At 39.4% G+C, this 17795-nt stretch carries 13 protein-coding genes; 10 read left to right on the top strand and 3 right to left on the bottom strand.

Annotation, left to right across the window (positions count from 1 at the left end; translation table 11 throughout):
• Window positions 1-48: 48 nt before the first annotated feature.
• On the top strand, window positions 49-1836 hold the full coding sequence (locus PULV_RS04415; RefSeq protein WP_086742762.1) for an ABCB family ABC transporter ATP-binding protein/permease: 1788 nt from the start codon (window positions 49-51) through the stop codon (window positions 1834-1836).
• 27 nt (window positions 1837-1863) lie between these two features.
• On the opposite strand, the gene PULV_RS04410 is transcribed toward PULV_RS04415, so the two are convergent.
• The gene (locus PULV_RS04410; protein WP_193331016.1) at window positions 1864-2862 is read right to left on the bottom strand and encodes an acyltransferase family protein; all 999 of its coding nucleotides are present in this window, start codon (window positions 2860-2862) and stop codon (window positions 1864-1866) included.
• 166 nt (window positions 2863-3028) lie between these two features.
• Between PULV_RS04410 and PULV_RS04405 the strand changes: the two genes are divergently transcribed.
• From PULV_RS04405 to PULV_RS04385, 5 genes are all read left to right on the top strand, one after another.
• Window positions 3029-5962, top strand: a complete 2934-nt coding sequence (locus PULV_RS04405; protein ID WP_193331015.1) for an Ig-like domain-containing protein — start codon at window positions 3029-3031, stop codon at window positions 5960-5962.
• 126 nt (window positions 5963-6088) lie between these two features.
• Window positions 6089-7891, top strand: coding sequence for an AAA family ATPase (locus PULV_RS04400; protein ID WP_193331014.1), 1803 nt, complete (start codon window positions 6089-6091; stop codon window positions 7889-7891).
• A 38-nt stretch (window positions 7892-7929) separates the two neighbouring features.
• Window positions 7930-9387, top strand: coding sequence for a sugar transferase (locus tag PULV_RS04395; protein WP_086742766.1), 1458 nt, complete (start codon window positions 7930-7932; stop codon window positions 9385-9387).
• Between the two features lies 1 nt (window position 9388).
• Complete coding sequence (locus PULV_RS04390) at window positions 9389-10615, top strand: glycosyltransferase (protein WP_193331013.1); 1227 nt, start codon at window positions 9389-9391, stop codon at window positions 10613-10615.
• Between the two features lie 8 nt (window positions 10616-10623).
• Window positions 10624-11388, top strand: coding sequence for a WecB/TagA/CpsF family glycosyltransferase (locus tag PULV_RS04385; protein WP_086742768.1), 765 nt, complete (start codon window positions 10624-10626; stop codon window positions 11386-11388).
• Window position 11389: 1 nt separating this feature from the next.
• Here the strand turns inward: PULV_RS04385 and PULV_RS04380 are convergent, their stop codons facing one another.
• Together PULV_RS04380 and PULV_RS04375 are read right to left on the bottom strand one after the other, a co-directional pair.
• Complete coding sequence (locus PULV_RS04380; RefSeq protein WP_193331012.1) at window positions 11390-13213, bottom strand: asparagine synthase-related protein; 1824 nt, start codon at window positions 13211-13213, stop codon at window positions 11390-11392.
• 15 nt (window positions 13214-13228) lie between these two features.
• Entirely contained in the window at window positions 13229-14170 is a 942-nt protein-coding gene (locus tag PULV_RS04375; protein ID WP_086742770.1) for an OmpA family protein, read from the bottom strand.
• Window positions 14171-14539: 369 nt separating this feature from the next.
• Here PULV_RS04375 and PULV_RS04370 point away from each other — a divergent pair, with 369 nt between their 5' ends.
• From PULV_RS04370 to PULV_RS04355, 4 genes are read left to right on the top strand one after another with little or no spacing between them, the layout of a single operon-like run.
• Complete coding sequence (locus PULV_RS04370) at window positions 14540-15127, top strand: polysaccharide biosynthesis/export family protein (protein WP_193331011.1); 588 nt, start codon at window positions 14540-14542, stop codon at window positions 15125-15127.
• A complete protein-coding gene (locus tag PULV_RS04365; protein ID WP_193331010.1) occupies window positions 15124-15519 on the top strand; it encodes a polysaccharide biosynthesis/export family protein in 396 nt (131 codons plus the stop codon). Before PULV_RS04370 ends, PULV_RS04365 begins: the two co-directional genes overlap by 4 nt.
• Before the next feature lie 3 nt (window positions 15520-15522).
• Complete coding sequence (locus PULV_RS04360; RefSeq protein WP_193331009.1) at window positions 15523-16938, top strand: GumC family protein; 1416 nt, start codon at window positions 15523-15525, stop codon at window positions 16936-16938.
• Window positions 16939-16971: 33 nt separating this feature from the next.
• On the top strand, window positions 16972-17781 hold the full coding sequence (locus tag PULV_RS04355; protein WP_193331008.1) for a P-loop NTPase family protein: 810 nt from the start codon (window positions 16972-16974) through the stop codon (window positions 17779-17781).
• Window positions 17782-17795 lie beyond the last annotated feature (14 nt).

Below are 17795 nucleotides of genomic sequence, written 5' to 3'. Positions count from 1 at the left end.
GATTTGAGACAGCAGGCTGTTGCGTTGGTTATTCACAAGTAGGTTGATATGCGCCGAGGTTTTAGTACCCCCAATGAAAATGATAGTTTTAATATCAGTGTGTTTAAAAAAGTTTGGCCGTATCTACTCGAATACAAACAACGGATTATTTTTGCATTTGTTTGTTTACTCAGTGCCAAGTTAGCCAGTGTTCTGCTGCCATTTATTCTTAAATACACCGTTGATGCTCTCAATGGTGAACATGAGCAGCAGATTGCCTTATTAAGTGTTCCGCTTGCTCTGGTTGCAGCGTATGGGCTCGTACGTTTTGCCAATGTGGTTTTTTCTGAACTACGAGATATGTTGTTTGGCCGAGTGACTGAGCGTGCAATGCGCCGGATTGGTTTACAGGTCTTTTCGCATATTCACCATCTTGATTTAGAGTTTCATTTATCACGTAAAACCGGCGGCCTTGCTCGCGATATCGAGCGAGGGGTTTCAGGGATCAGCTTTGTGATGCGCTTTTTTGTCTTTAACATTGGCCCAACTTTAATCGAGTTGGCGTTTGTAATTGGCATTTTGTCTTACAACTACGGTATTAAATATGCGTTGGTCATTGCACTGGCGGTATTTGCGTATGTGCTCTTTACCGTCAAAGTCACTAATTGGCGGTTAAAGTTTATTCGTGATGCCAATCAGGCTGATAATTTGTCAAATTCCAGAGCGCTGGATAGTTTATTGAATTTTGAAACGGTCAAATATTTCAATAACGAGCGCCATGAAGAACAATCCTATGATCAGGCGCTATCAGATTGGGAAACAGCAAGACGAAATAATCGTTTGTCTTTATTCACCCTCAATGGTGGTCAGGCGTTAATCATCGCTTTATCGATGACAACCATGCTAGCGTTTGCAGCGCTTGATGTTCAGCAAGGTTCGATGACAATCGGGGATTTTGTGCTGGTAAATGCCTTTATGATGCAAGTGTTTATGCCGCTCAATTTTCTTGGCTTTGTATACCGCGAAATTAAAGGCTCACTGACCAATATCGAAAATATGTTTTCATTATTAGCGCAAACATCTCCAGTTCAACAAGCCGAAGACGCACAGCTTTTGTCGATTGAACAAGCGGAGGTGCGCTTTGAAAATGTATGCTTTTCATATAAAAGTGGGCGAGAGATCTTAAACAATCTCAGTTTTGTGGTACCTGGCGGTAAAAAAGTAGCAATTGTCGGGCCAAGCGGCGCGGGTAAGTCGACAATCACTAAGTTGTTATATTGCTTTTATAATCTAAATCAGGGGCGCATCTTAATTGATGGCCAAGCAACTGAATCATTGACCTTTGACTCGGTTCGTCAACAGATTGGCATTGTGCCGCAAGATACTGTGTTATTTAATACCAGCATTTTAGAAAATGTGCGTTATGGCAACCTAAATGCCAGCGATGAACACGTGTTACAAGCAATAAAAGATGCACAGTTAGCGCAGTTTATTGCCAGTTTACCCGAAGGAGTTAATACCGAAGTTGGTGAGCGAGGGTTGAAGTTATCGGGCGGCGAAAAGCAACGTGTAGCCATTGCACGTACGTTATTAAAAAACTCCGCAATATTCATTTTCGATGAAGCGACATCTTCACTTGATAGCCACAATGAAGCCGCGATTATGGCAACGCTACAATCTGTTTCAAAAGGGCGCACTACATTAGTGATCGCACACCGTTTATCGACCATTATTGATGCTGATGCGATTTTATTTTTGGATCAAGGTCAATTAAAAGAGCAAGGAACCCACACCCAGTTACTAGCGCAAAATGGCGCGTACGCGGCGTTGTGGCGGGCACAATCAAATCAGCATTAGTATGTAAACTGCACTTTGGCTGAGCGGTTAAGTACGCCAAAGCTTGCTAATTGGGGCCGAAAAGATATAACGGAGACGATTTTTTTCGACCCCATACTGAATAATCATCGGAAACAGTAAACCAAACAACAAGCCACACATTAAGTGAATATAAAAGTTATCAACCGTGAGTACTTTGGTTAACACCACTCGAATACCACTGCCGGTTAAGATATGGATTAAATAAATACTTAATGAATACACTCCAATCAGCTTGAGCCAGCGTAATTCGAACCTCATTAAACCAAGCGCAGCTTGTACTACCATTGAAATTGCGATTGTCGCTGTGATTAATGAATAAAAGCCGCGATCTTGATAAGTATGATTAAGATGAAATAGATATTGCGAGGTGATAAAAGCGCCAATTAACGCAATAAAAATGGGCATATTGAAGTGCATACGCAGATCGTTTAACTGGTACACACCTATCCCTAACGTAAAAAAGATAAGATTTTGATAAATAAAGTAGCTATTAAGCCCTTGCGGTAGTTCAGCTGCATAAATATAGAGTAAGGCACTGACCCCTATCAGCACAGAGGCTGGCAATTTAGGTATTACTTTATAAATGAAAGTGGTGAGCACAAAAAGCATAATAAGCGCATATAAAAACCAGAACTGCATTCTTGGTTCAATCAATAAACTGACAACTTCAGACAGTGAAATAGTGTTATTGGTAAATTGACTCAGGGCGACTTCGATACCGCCTTGTAATAACGACCAAACGACGTACATATAAAATAAAGTGTCTATTTTTTTATTCAGTAACCCTGCTGCTCCGTATTTGTGCAAGGTTTGTAAATAGAACAGCCCAGAGAGGAAAAAAAACAGTGGCATATGAAAGGTATAAATAACCGAGTCGATATACTGATGCACGATGAGGTTGTCGTTTATGCCAGCTTTAAGTAAGCCCCTAACCACATGGCCATAAACAACTAAAATAATGCCAATTGCCTTACAGTAATCAATCCAATCAGTTCTGTTATGCATCTTTATCCATTGATTTCTCGTTATTTAGTGATTCTATTCGAGCTTTGATGTAAAAGCGAGAAAGAGCTGTTTGGAGATTTGTTTTATGGCGATAAAAGAAACCTTTTTTTTGTGCATTTTGTCGGTAAAATGAAATCATTATTAAAATAATAGACCTTGGGATGATATGTATTTTCTTCGATTGTTATTACTGACCACTTTTTTTGTGTTGATAGCAGGCTGCGGAAGCCCGCCAAAAGAAGAATCTGCCACGCCATCTCCTGATGCAATAATCATTTCATCACCGACGCAAGTGATTTCGGTTGGTGACGTGGCAGTGCAGCTGGTATTAACCGCTAATTTTGGTGGTGGCGCTGCGCAGGATGTCACGAGCCAAGCGACTTGGTCTAGTTCCGATCAGCAAATTGCGACCGTATCAGATGCGGGGCAATTAACTCCATTGAAGGTCGGAACTGTGATTGTATCTGCGGTCTTTCAAGATAAAACCGCTAGCTATAGTTTTACTATACAGTCAGGCCCTAAGCCTGAAGAAGAACTTGTTTCGATAGGCATTAATACTGCCAGTAAAACATTTTTGGTCGGGCAACAAAATATTCGATTGTCTATTTTTGGCTTTTATAAAGATGATTCATTTCGCATTTTAGAAGGGCCGATCAATTGGGGCAGCTCTAATCAATCTGTCGCAACCATTAATTCGTCCGGCGATATGACTTTTCTAAGTGAAGGTGAGGTTGAAATCAATGCTGTTTATTTAGATTTCTCAGCTTCGGTGTTGTTATCTGTCCAACCGGGGATCCAATCAGTATCAATACTTTCCTCACAACAGAGTTATTTTGCCGAAGGTGATTATGTTCAACTCACTTTTGCCGCCTCATTTACAAATGGTACAACGGACAAGCTCTTAGAAGGAGTGCAATGGGTCAGCTCGGATCCCACTCGTGCAACTGTGACCCAAAATGGTTTGCTTAACCCACTGACTGTGGGTGATGTGACGATTACGGCGACAGCGCTTGATAAAACAGCACAGTTACAGATTTATATTGATGAAATAGAGTCAAATCGGGTTGAATCAGTCAATGCTTTTGCCATAGCACCATCCAAGATAGTGTCTATTTTTAAAGTATTTGATGGCCAAGATAAACCCATTGAAGGTTTGGCTGAGGGCAATGATGATAGCTGGAAAAATAATTTTTTAATTGAAGAAAATGGCGTCAATGTGGGATTACGGAGCGAATCATTTGCCACAGTCACACCGATAAAAGATGTTGAGTTAACTCAGCCCATCGTATTTGCCCTTGATATCAGTGCCAGTATTTCTGATAGTGACTTTTTGGAGCTGATCGAAACTATTCGTGGCATGATTTACACAGATAACGCTCAAACAGGTGAGCTAGTGTCGAAATTACTACCATCGCAGACTGTTAGCTTAGTCATTTTTGATCAAAATGCAGACGTTTACATTGCTGCTACTAAGAGTCTTGCTCTGATTAAGCAGCGCTTAGATGAGTTGGCGTTATTAAATCGCCAGTCGCGAAGTGATAACAATTCAACAGATTTATATGGTGGCACCATTAAAGGACTCGAACTTTGGCGAGATGAGTCATCATCAACGGGCATTGTGCAAGGTTTTATGGTTTTGATAACCGATGGAAACCATGAATCAGGTAGTGCGACCTTACAAGATGTGATCGATCAACGGGGCAATAAAGAAGTCGTTGCTATTTATACAGGTCAAGTGAGTGATGCGTCTCCTGTTCCAGCTGAATTAACCAAAATAGCAACAACTGGGCAGGTGATTACGACCAAAGGGGATTTATCTTTAATCGAAGAAGCAATTAAGTTGCAAAACCAACGATTAAATACCCAGATAGGTTCAATTTATCAACTTGAGTATGTGACACCGAAGCGATCTGGTGAGTGGGAACTCAAAATCAGTTATTTAGATGGTACTGAAAACGTCCCTTATATTATTGGAAAGTATGACGCTTCACCTTTTACGCAAACGACGCCCGCAGAAATAAAGTTAAGTGGCTCAAGTGCAAAAGGCAATGTGAGCAAAGGTTATTTAAATGTTCCTCTAGGTGACAGTATCAGTTTAGAAGCTTCAACAAGTTGGACTGCTAAGTTGCCTAACTATAGCTGGACGCTTCAATCGAGCGCATTGCCGACCATTACTCCGCCTTTTTCTCAAGTTCAGTCGAGTAATACACGAATGATTTTAACTGCTGAGGTGTTAGGTTCTGACACTTTAGTGATAAAAGATGCAAACAATGTCGTGGCGGGCTCTTCTCCGATCGAAAATGTAAGCTATGAATTAGTGCTCAACAGTACCAATATTGAAGTGTTCAGCCCCAATTACAAGTTAAACGATAATGGTGTGACTTCGTTAATTGCACAAAGCTCTGTGAGCCCTAACTTATTTAACTGGCAAGTGGTTAATCAATCCGAAGGTGCAATTTGTCGAATAGCGAAAACACAGGACGATACAGTTAGTGAATCAGTCTTTGATGCATCGCAAATTGTTCTAAAGGTATTTTCATCGGTACAAACAGATTGTGTTGTTCGAGTTTCCGATATTTTTAATCAAGGGGATACCTTTGAGCAATTTATCGCAATCAACTCAGAGGGCACCACAATTGAAATGGCTGAATACAATCCTTCAAGTGAGAAGTTAATAGATTTTGAAAATGGTGAGCTCTCAGCCTCAATGAGTGGCAGCTGGACAGTGATTGAACAAGAGTATTCAGAGCTACAAGGTCGCTTTATTGTCCAATCTGCGGCAGATTTAGATAAAGGTCAATCAAGTGTCTTGACTATGGTACTTAGAGAAGCGGTATCCATTGAGTTTGATTATCAGTTGAGTAAAGATGCTGGTGATGAATTTGGATTTTTTATTAATAAACAGTATCAGAGTAGCCCGCTGTATAATGATCAAGAAGAAAATCAAACGCAGTTTACACGCTTTCAATACACCTTTAAGTCAACTGACAGAGCGAGCGAAAATGAGCCATTTGTACTCGAGTGGGCTTTCATAAGAGCTAATACGGATGCACAACATCAGAATGTCATCAAAATTGATAATATTTTAATAAAGAAGTAATGTAATACAAAGTAATAAAAAAGTAGTGCTAATTGCTGATATATGGTTTTTTTTCAAGTAGACTAAAGAGATAACGTATTGCAATAAAAGCAAATATTATTTACTGAGCTTGGAGTTTTTTTAAGAATGTATAATGACTTTTATCATTTTAAAAGTGAGCCTTTTGAAAATACCTTAAACGCTAAGTTCTTTTTTCCAAGTGATAGGCACCGTGATGTGCTCGCTTCGTTTATGTATGGTATTAAGCAAAACAAAGGCGTGCTGATGCTAACGGGTGAAATTGGCGCAGGGAAAACGCAAGCACTCAAAGTACTTAAAGACTTATTATCAGAAGATAAAAATAATAAAATTATCGAGATAGTGAATCCAAAACTAGGCAGTGAAGAGCTGTTTAACTTTATTGCAAATTGCTTGATGATTGAACCAGTTGATGGGTGTGGTGCAAATCAGGTGCTGACATCTATCAAGCAAAAGTTGATTTCGAGACAAACGGATGAGTTTCGATTTGTTTTGCTGCTTGATGAAGCGCAGATGTTAAGTGATGATTCGTTTGAAAAAGTGAGAATTTTATCAAACCTTGAACACGATAGTCATAAACTGGTCAACATCGTCTTAGTGGGTCAACCTGAGTTGATTAAACATTTAAGTCGAGTGCCAAACCAAGCTTTGTTACAACGTGTTGCAATTGCAAAAACACTTAATTATTTAGATCCACACTTTGTTAGACAATACATTGAATTTCGCCTAGATACTGCAGGCGGAAACCCGCATTTATTCAATGAACAAGCAATTAATAAGATTGCAGAATTATCCCAAGGTAGCCCAAGGTTAATTAATCAGATTTGTGATGCGAGCCTTTTTCATGGCTTTATGAATGAAAAACGCATCATTGATAGTGATGTGGTCAATAAAGCCATTGTTGACTTACCGCTGATCCAATTAGGGGCTTTTGAATCAGAAAAAGAACACACATTAGAGAATATTGAAGTTGAAAAAGCAGCAGTATCAGAGTCGGATGAGGACGCTTATGCTGATATTTCATTACCAACCAAAGAAGTACAACAACCTCGTCAATATAATTTAAATAAACGCCTGCTTTATAAAATATTAGCTGGGGTTGTATTGGTTTTGTTGGTCTGGTTTTCTTTTGTTTTATTTAATGCTTTTTCAGTGGTTAATCAAGCAAATAAAGAGCAAGGGACAAAAGGCAGAACATCGCAAATGTCTCAACCTGCCGCTTATGATGATGAGCCTAGAGTTAAAAGGGTTATCCCTGTTGATCATTCAGACTCTCGTTATCAAGTGAAAACATTTAATTCACAACAAGATAATTTTGATCGCAGCTACGAAGCAACAAATGACATTGCTACTCAAGTCAAAACTAATTTAGACGCTTCAACCACAAATCAAGCCAGTCAGCCTGTAGTGAAAACCAACAACGCTGAATCAAGCCGCTCAGTGTGGGATGCCGAACATTTAATTGCTTTTCCATTTAGAGAAAATATGAAAGGTGTTTCGCAAGTCACTAAACCATCAGGGCAGGCAATTAGCCAAGTGATTAAAGGTCATTATGGCAGTTGGAATGCGTCCATTGAAGATGTGGCCCGCCAAACAAATAGTCACATTACATCTTTTAATGATATCAATTCACACGTTGTGCTTAATTTACCTAAGTTATCAGAAATCAATTTATTGACTAAATCTAAGTCTGGCGAAGTGTATGTGTATTTTGGTTCTTTCACCAAGCAAAGTTTGGCAAAAGAGCGAGCAGATTACTTAAATCAGATTGGTTTTCAAACTGTTTTTCAAAGTGAAAAGTGGGATTATCGGTATGTATCTCGTGTGTATATCGGGCCATATCAATCTTTTGCACAAGCACAAGATGCAGTAATGAATTTAGATTTCACCGACTTTAGCCGAGTTTTTTAAGTGACTTAGTTTGTCTGTCATATGTAAGGTAGTAGTTTATGACTTGTTCAAATCGTTTTATATATCAAAACTTTAAGTTTTTTGATGTGCTGGCTTTCATCACATCGTTATTTATTCTAACTAGCATTAACAGCCACTTTAACGGCCAATTTAGCCTTATCGAATTTATGAGTATTCGATTATCGGTTACCAACTTTGTGATAGTGGTGATTTTAATTGGCTTTTACCTCTTTTTATTCGAGCAATTTTCATTGTATGAAGCAAAGTTTTTGAAAAATGATTTTGCGAGCGATGCTTTTACTATTTTAAAAGTGCAAGGGGTGATCACAGTGGCATTGCTCGCTGTGGGAAATCTATTTGATATTTCGATTTTTTCAGGTTGGTATCTGTTACTTGTCTTTTGGCCTATTAGCACCTTCATTACGATTTTGTATCGATATATTGTTTGGTCAGTCTTAAAGCGATTCCATTTAGGTGATTCTAATATTCGCAACGTATTGTTTCTTGGTGATTGTGACTACGCAAAAGACTATGCAATGCAGCTTAAAAATGAAGAGTGCAAAATTGTTGGTCATTTAAGCGCAGAACAACGCGATGTATATGATGATCCACAAACGATAGGTTGTTATGCAGACTTTGAAAAGCTCCTTAAGAATGAAGTGATTGATGAGCTGGTTGTGTTTACTGATACATCGGTAAAAGATCAGGCGTTACACAATGTCATTATTAGAGCGCATGCGCAGGGGATCATGCTGCGTTTTCCGGTTGCTTCTGTCGTGCATTCTTTATTTAAAAATACTGAGATGACTCAAATTAGTTTAGAAAATATTGCTGTGTCAGCAGATGATGTATCACCAGAGCTTATCGTTCGTTCGGGTTATCAGCTTGGCAGTGCATTTTTATTCAAGCGTATTTTAGATTTGACTGTTGCGGTGCTCGGGCTTTTATTTTTAACGCCTTTATTCGCGGTGTGTATTTTATTAATTAATCTTGAATCTCGCGGTGGTGCTTTTTTTGTACAAGAAAGGTACGGGTATAATGGACGTACGTTTAGATTATTTAAATTTAGAACCATGGTGCAAAATGCGGATGCCCTACAAGATGCGTTAAGAGAAAGCAGTAATGAACTTGATGGTGCCGCGTTTAAGATGAAAAATGACCCTCGTATCACAGCGTTAGGGCGCTTTTTACGTAAGTCTAGCATAGATGAATTGCCACAACTGATTAATGTCTTAAAAGGTGATATGAGTTTAGTCGGCCCAAGGCCTCTTCCTCATGCTGATTATAAGCGTTTTACTAATGTGGAGCATTTAAGACGACTCAGTGTATTACCTGGCATCACAGGTAGTTGGCAGGTGGATGGTCGCAATGACCTATCGTTTGATGAATGGATGAAGCTAGACAGCGATTATATTGATCACTGGAGCCACTGGCTTGATTTAAAAATTCTAATAAAAACAGTACCTGCAGTTTTAAAAGGAAAAGGGGCGTCTTAGGGTGAGCTCCTTTTCGAATCAACACGCAGAAGTTGTATTTCTCAATTCTGTGTACCCGATTTTAAGTGAAACGTTTATCTTTGATCAGTATCAAGTACTGACAGATAAAGGGTTTGAATTTGGTATTGTTTCAAATAACAAGCCTGCACTATCTGATGTTCATCCGCATATGCGGGCGTCGCTTGATGCTGTCACTTATTTGTCGAATGCTTCGATTTTTTATATTTTATGTGCGCATTTATCTTTTTTTATCACTGCACCGCTTTTGTATATAACCAGCTTATTACGGATTCTTAAGTTAGAAGAAAAAAAGTCGGTCTCTTTAGCACATTTTACCGGTGCGTTATTAGTGCGGCGGATTTATCCGAATGTAAAATGGGTGCACAGCCACTTCACTTATGGTGCAACAGCCATTGCAATGTGGCTTAAATGGTTACAAAAAACACCGTATTCAATGACTTTACATGGTGCAGATTTAACATTTGATTCTGTTGCAGATCTTGAACTTAAGTTGAGCCAAGCTGATCAAATTATTTCTATTTCGCAATATAACTTAGACTTCATCACACAGACATTCCCAAATATTAATCTCACCTCTGCCGAGGTGATCCCACTTGGCGTTGCGGACAGTTCACCGCTTGTGGCAGCGCCTGAGAACAGCGTTGACAGTAATGCGCCTTCACGGATTAAGATAATTAATGTTGGGCGTTTATCTGAGCATAAAGCGCAGCATATTTTAATTGAGGCCTGTGCACTGCTTGTTAATCAAGGGGTTGACGTGCAGTGCGAGATTATTGGTGAAGGGCCTAAACGAGGATCTTTAGAGTGTTTGATAAAAGAGCGCGCTTTAGACAATAACGTGACATTGTTAGGTGCAAAGTACCACAAAGAAGTGTTAGCTAGTTATCACTGTGCTGATATTTTTGTTATGACCAGTATCACTGAAGGCATGCCATTAGTATTAATGGAAGCGATGAGTATCGGCTTACCTGTCATCGCTCCTAATATTTGTGGTATTCCTGAATTATTAGCGTTTGGCCAAGCCGGAGAGTTAACTGCAGCCAATAGCGCTCAATCAGTCTCTGAAGCGATCTGCACCTTGATTGAGCAGCCTGAAAAAGCCAATACACAACGTATTTTCGCTCAATCACATATCCATGCTCATTTTAATTTAGTGAAAAACACCCATAAATTTGCTGATTTACTGACAAAGTTAAGCCATCAATAAGGAAGCGTATGCTGCTTAAGCCCTTCGAAACCCAGTCGCTTTTATCGATTAATTACCACGTTATCAATCAATCAGAGCTCTTTGAGGTTATTTCAAATCAGATCGAACATGATGAGCCGATCAATATTTATAACCTCAATATCCACGCTATGAATCTAACCTACAGTGATCCTGATTTTAAGCAGGTTTTAAACTCGGGGGATTTGGTGTTTGTCGATGGGATGGGCGTTAAGATTGGCGCTAAGTTGTTAGGACTCGAAGTTGGCCAGCGTATGACGCCAATGGATTGGCTCGATGATTTATTTGAACTCTGTAGCCAAAATAATTGGTCTATTTTTTTACTCGGTGATGAACAAGAGCAAGGGCATGCTTTTGAGGAGGAGCTAAAAAAACGCCATCCACACTGTGCGTTAGCGGGCTTTCACCATGGATTTTTTTCGCGAACAGGTGAAGAGAACCAGCAAGTGATTGATTTAATTAATCGCTCACATGCTTCGATCATATTAGTTGGCATGAGTATGCCAATTCAGGAGAAGTGGATTGCCGAGAATGCACACTTATTGAATGCATCGGTTAAAATCGCCACGGGTGCGTTTCATCGCGTCTACACTGGCAATATTGCCAGAGGGCCAAAGTGGATGACTGATAACGGTTTAGAGTGGTTGTATCGGCTGTTTGTCGAGCCCAAAAAGACTTGGCGAAGGTATGTATTAGGCAACCCGCTGTTTTTGTATCGGATCTTAAAGGCGAAACTTTTCGGGGTATCTGCTTAGCTTAATTTTGCAGGTATTGATGAGTGTTAGCCGTTAAATCAAGCCATAAACCAATGGTTAATGCCCTTAAAATTAAATCGTTGTTATCGTCGTTCCATTCATGCAAAGGCTTAAGCCAAGGATCGTGCGCCAACATAGATTTTATCAGCGTTTGTGCTTGGGGCGACACAGACTGCCAATGATGTTTAAACTCTGCGCTATGTTGAATGTAAGAAACAAAGTTTGGCCAAGAAGCCTGAGTGGCTATAGAGGTTGTCTTGGGGCGTAACTTTCGTAGCACTTTGCTTTTAAATCGACGCAGTAAATAGCGACACTTAATACCGAATTCCGATGCGTCTAAACGACCGCCATGATTATTGTTAATCACCTTTTTTGCTTTTTCAGGAACTATGCTTTGTACAGCCTCAGCAAACGTTCGGTAATTGAGTTTAATATCAGCAGGCATTTTGCAATACAGGTCGATAATTTCATTGTCACAAAATATAGATTCCCAAGCAGTGCAGCGCATGAGGTAAAGTCGACCCATAGCATCCGCTTCTTTGTAAAGAGGGCTAATGCGTTTATTTTCAAGTTTATCGACAGTCGTCTGTTCAAACTCATAGTATTGATTCAGTGAAGCATTTAACTGCGGTTGCCAATTGTCATTCAGTGTAAAATGAGGTTGATAAAAGTGACTTGTCATTGGCGCACGAACATATAACGGAATTGGCTTACCAAGAAACTGAGTGTGCTTTTTATTGATACCTAAACCTTTCAGTAAATAATCAGCATAACAACCAGTAAAAATAGTGTCCCAGTGGTTATTAACTAACTTTTCTTTGAAGCTTAAATAATGGGCGTCTTTGATTGACCACAATCCGCCCGTAGTTTTAATGGACTCTGTAAAGGCGTGACCATAGTGGTCATAATCTCTAAACCAAATCTGATGGGAAGATTGAGCAATATTTGCTAGTTTTTTAGCGGTATTCGCTTCAGCGTTGTAAGCATCACAGAAAGTAATAGTGCAAAGCTGATTTGGATGGGGATGAGCAAATAAGATCGCACGAGAGTCCGCACCACCACTTAACAGCAAAGCATTTTTTTTACTGAACTGATGGGTCCGTTTGGCCATTGCATTGGTAATAGCTTGCGCAATATCTTGCGACCATTTTTTTTGAGGCTGCTGCAGTTTTTGTTGTTCAATGGACCAGTAAGGTTGACTGGATTCGGTATATGTTTCTTGTTCAAGATGAAACACGTAGTGAGTCGCTGGTTTTAATGCATCTATTTCGTTATAAAAAGAAGCTTGGCTGAAACTACTGCCTGTTGCCAGTGTTTCGGCGAGGGCCTGCATATTGAGGGTCACTGTCATTTCTTCATCGTGCAGCCAAGCCGTTAAGTTGTCTGGGTGTGAAGCCAGTTTTAAAGTAGGCGAATGTCTTGATTTAAAAACAGGGTAGACGCCCAATTTATCAGTGAAAACATGGATCTGCTGTTGGGTGACAATGATGATTGCGAAATAGCCATTTAAATAGGTATGAAAATCGGTTTGATTGCTTAGCCAATTATCCAGTAGGTACTTAGTGAGGCATGCTTGTTTTTTTTCTTGAGCAACATGATTCAATATTTGCGAATTTTCAAGGCTGGGCCGGCCTAATATAAACATGTGAGTTTGTGTTTTTGGATCCGCTATGGGCGCCCAAATACTGTCGCATTCATTTCTTGAAAGGCTGACACTCATCACTTTATCATGATGAGTGTAGAGCTCAGCAAAAGACGTAAAGCTGTTTTTGGCTTTATTCTCAATAGGATAAGAAGAATGTTGCCCTAATAAAAAGTCACTCATAGCGAGTCAAAACCACTATAGTTCAAGGTGAACTTCTACCCGCCTATTTTCGGCTTTGCGCTTACCATCAGGTGTTTTAATGGCAGGGTGGCGCTCGCCTAGCCAGTTAAATTCAATTTTGCTAGCGTCGATACCGGTGAGGATTAAGCCATTTTTAACATTCTCTACCCGACGATTAGAAAGGCCTTCGTTATAAGTATTTAAGCCAGCTAAATCAGTGTGGCCTGACAAAATAATTCGACTCGGCTGCCACGTTTCATTTGCTTGTTTAATTTCATTAATTGTAGCGATGGCTTTAGAGGTTAAATTATCCTTGTCAAAATCAAAATAGATAATAAATACCGGTGGATTAACTGGGGCTTTCTTTGGCTCAGGAGGTAAAACAGGTTGTTTATCACATGCGCAGGGTTGCTCTGGAGCATTTTTAGCAATAACTTCAGGAGCAGGATTAAGTGGTGCAGGTGAGAGTAACGCTAATGCATCATAAAACTGGCTTTTACATACATCGATATCATGTTGTTGAAAATTTTCTTCTTGTTCTTGCATCCAACAATCAAACATCACTTGAGCATAAGCTGATTCTTTTGGCTGTTTTTCTTTGCTTCCTTGATAAAAGGCAGTTAGGAGCCGTTGTCTGGCTTCTCGAAGCTCTTGGACATGTTTTTCGGGAATTCTGCGCATATTGAGATGCTGAGGATCAACAATTCGACCGTCTTTTACGCGCTGTGCTTTATCGGAAAATAACTCAAAATCATCAACATCATTTTCATTGTCTTCTTGCTTTGCTAAACCCAAGTAACCTTCATATAAGTAGTAATAAAAACTTGAGTAATCTTCTTGGTAAAGCCCTTCTGGTTCATAGTGATGAGAGTGATGGTGATTTGCATCGTCGACATTTGAACAGCCTGCTAAGAGAAGCAGAGTCAATAAGGTAACGTTTTTGAGTAAATTTATCATTGAGTATGCACTTATGTCGAAGCTGGAAATAGTCCTAGAATCATATCATAATTTGTTGTTTTGAATAGTTATCTACCTTTTTTTTTACAAGTTAGATAAGCTATGATTGTTATGTAATACAGTGTAATAATTGCTCAAATGCGGCTAAATAGCGGCTTAGACTTGAGGTAATGAGAGTTGATTATCTTTAGTTAGGGCTCAAATCTAATACATTATTGTTATATATCAGTAATTAGGTTACATTAGATAACAATATAACTACCCTATACTGAATAGTATTAGACTTAAAATAAATAGCGACTATTTAGGGATATTTGTTATCAGTCGGAGAATCTCATCTAAATGCATAAATTGATATTTATAGCGTTCATGTTAGCTTTTTTAATTTCTTGTACTTCGCCTCATGGCCCCGCGAGTATTGATAATAATAGGCAAATATACGACGATAAAATTTTGTACCTAAGCCATGATTACATGATTTCTGCAGGTGATCAAATTGAGGTGTCTTATCATATTGATGTGAGAAAACAAGACGTGTATCGCATTGCTGTAGGTGATCAGATTCGAGTCGAGTTTCCTCATTACCCACAATTTGATCGCTCCCTTAATGTCAGACCAGATGGTCGTGTGACAGTCCCGCACATTGGTGATATTGATGCATTTGGTCTCACGCCGATGGAATTAGCTGAGCGTATTACGCAAAAGTACGAACCAATACTTCGTAACCCCAATTGCACTGTAGCGCTCATTCGCTATGGAGAAAGTATCCGTGAATTAAAAGAAGCAATTAAAACAGCCACCAGAGGACAAAGTCGTCTCGCATTGGTGCAGCCCGATGGTCGTATTGCAATCCCTCTGTTAGAGCCCTTGCGGGTCGCCGGCATGGCTGTGGAAGATATTCAAGCAAATATCAATGATGAGTATCAAAAAATTTCCCTGGTATGTTCACATCCGTGACATTAATTAATGCGGTGGGTAATCGTGTTTATATTATGGGAGCGGTTAATGAGCCAGGTTATTATCAGCTTCAAGGTCCTACAACGGTGACGCAAGCCGTAGCAATGGCCAAAGGGTTTAGGCCAAATGCGGTCACATCTGATACCTTACTGATTACCCGTGATGAGCGAAATAACGCGGTTGGCAGAATTATTGATATTGAAAATATATTTGACTCGGGAAATTTAGGTAAAGACACGCTGTTGCGCCAAGCCGACATTATTTATGTCCCAACAAGCCGACTAGGGCGAGCTGCTGTTTTAGGCGAAACGATAAGACGGATGATACCAGCTGATTTAGGGCTGATTTATAGTCTTTCTGAGTCGGTCAACTTTATCCATAGTGGTGATTAAATAATGGAACCGATAGCATCAAATAAATTGCAGCAAAAAGAACAAAATCAAACAATAAGAGATATTGTTAGTATCTTCTTTATTAAAAAAACGCTGTTTATCGTCAGTTTTTGTGCTGTGGTGCTCACTGCACTTGCTGTTGTTTTGTTGTATCCACCAATTTACGAAGTCAATGCAAAATTAGTTATTAAACCGCAAATTGAAACACCGGTCGTATTTGATAAAGATGTTTCGCGAGTTAACTATGAAAACCGTGTTGACTCTCAAATGATTAATACTGTCATTGAGTTACTCAAATCTGAGCCTGTCATGACCAATGTGGTACTGGCACATGACTTGGCCAGCCATGATGATGAGTTGGCTCTGCAAAAAGCTGTGTTTAAGCTCTCTGGTGCCTTTAAAGCTGAGCCATTATCATTATCGAATATCATTCAACTGAAACTTCGTGGTGGTAACCCTGATGAAATTGTAAGTCAATTAAATACCATCATTGATACCTATATTTCTTATCACATCAATGTTAATCAGACATCTAAATCAAGTTTGGACTTTTTTGATAAGCAAACCAGCACCTTTCAATCCCGATTTAAGCAGTTAACCAATGACCTTGCAGATGAAAGTCAGCGTGTAAATGTGGCGAACCCGCAATTACAAAAAGAAAACTTGTTGCAGTTGATCCGAAACCTTGAATACCGAAAAGCCGAAGTTGCAATGGATACAAGCTCATTACGTGAGCGTATTGTTTTAATTTCAAAAACTAAAAAGAATATTCGTGGAGATGATAAGTGGGTGGGGATCCCAAGAGAAATTCTTGATAGCTTTCCTGCACTAATTGAAATGTCTAAAGCGATTGCTCAACTTATCATTAATAAACAACGAGCGATGAGTGATTATTTACCTGACTCTAAAGCGGTCATTGATGCTGAAAGTCAGTATAAAAATATGCATAAGCAAATCCACTCACAAATGAGACAAATTATTGATGAGCTAGATACAAAGCTGCAAGGGCGCATTGCTGAAAGTAAAGAATTAGATCTGAAAGTCGCCGAAGCTAAAGCTGAACTCGGGCGTTTAACAGCTTCATCGATCAACCTTGAGAGACTTCAGCTAGAGCATAATTTAGCTAAAAATAACTATACCCTTTACAGCACAAAGCGCGAAGAAGCTCGGATTAACTTAGAAAAAGATCAGGCTTTATTTGCTAACGTGTCAATTGCTACACGTCCGGTGAAACCGTTAGTGCCGTGGTTCCCGCAAAAAACCAAAATAATGCTGATGGCTATTGTGCTGGCGTTTTTCCTAGCTATGGGTCTGTGTATTGCTGCATATTCGTTAGATCAACGTGTGGTGATGCCTAACGATATTATTTCGAAAACCAATATTCGTTACCTTGGTTCTTTGGATGATATGTCAGCATGAATGTGATTGTATTAATTGAGCAGAGTATTTGAAATGGCTAACGTATTCGACACTGTGAACAAACTGTATCCTCAGCTTGGCAAGCTCGATAATAAATCAGCGCAACCTGAGGTGCGCCTTTCTGAACGGGTCTTTGAGCCTTTAAAAACACCTATTATCACTGAAAGCTCAGAACCAGAACAAAGTGAAGAAAAAACAAAGACCGTTTTGCAAAACGATGACCTCAAGCCAATTGAAAACACCCAATGGATCCGTTCTTTAAATCGTGTCACATCGGGACTAATTTCAAGTGCCAGCGATGAATCACAAACATTAATGTTTGTGGGGGTTAATAATAAAGTGGGTTCTACCACAATCGGCTATTACGCCACTCGGTTATTATCTTCTTACGATATCGAACAAGCCTGCTTATTTTTATCCATTAAACTGACCAAAAAGAAAACGTCTGCAGATTTTTCTAAAGTGATGAATAAAGAAGTGTCAGCAGAACAATTTATTCAGGGCCTGACTTACTATTCGTTTACGCACCTGACCTTTCATATAAATGAAAAAGAGATTCAGTCATCTGGCGTACTCAATACCATTGCTAATTTATTGCTCATAGTTAAAAACAATTACCGTTGGATTGTCTTTGATATGCCACCGCTAAGTCGTGTGCCGAGCTTTTTGTCTCTGTTCCATTTGTCAGATGGTGTTATTTTAGTCACTAAATCTGGTGAAACTAGGCTACCCGCATTGAATGCCTTGATTAGCGATTTAGAAGATTGTGGGGCGACAATTTTAGGTGCTATTTTGAATTTTAGGACATTCCCAATCCCTAAGTTCTTAATGAAATTTATATAGGTTTCGTAGTGCAA

Origin of the sequence: Pseudoalteromonas ulvae UL12, from assembly GCF_014925405.1 — a bacterium.
GTDB lineage: Bacteria > Pseudomonadota > Gammaproteobacteria > Enterobacterales > Alteromonadaceae > Pseudoalteromonas > Pseudoalteromonas ulvae.
Note: the sequence above shows the minus strand (reverse complement) of the source record. Positions and strands in the feature narration are given on the sequence as shown.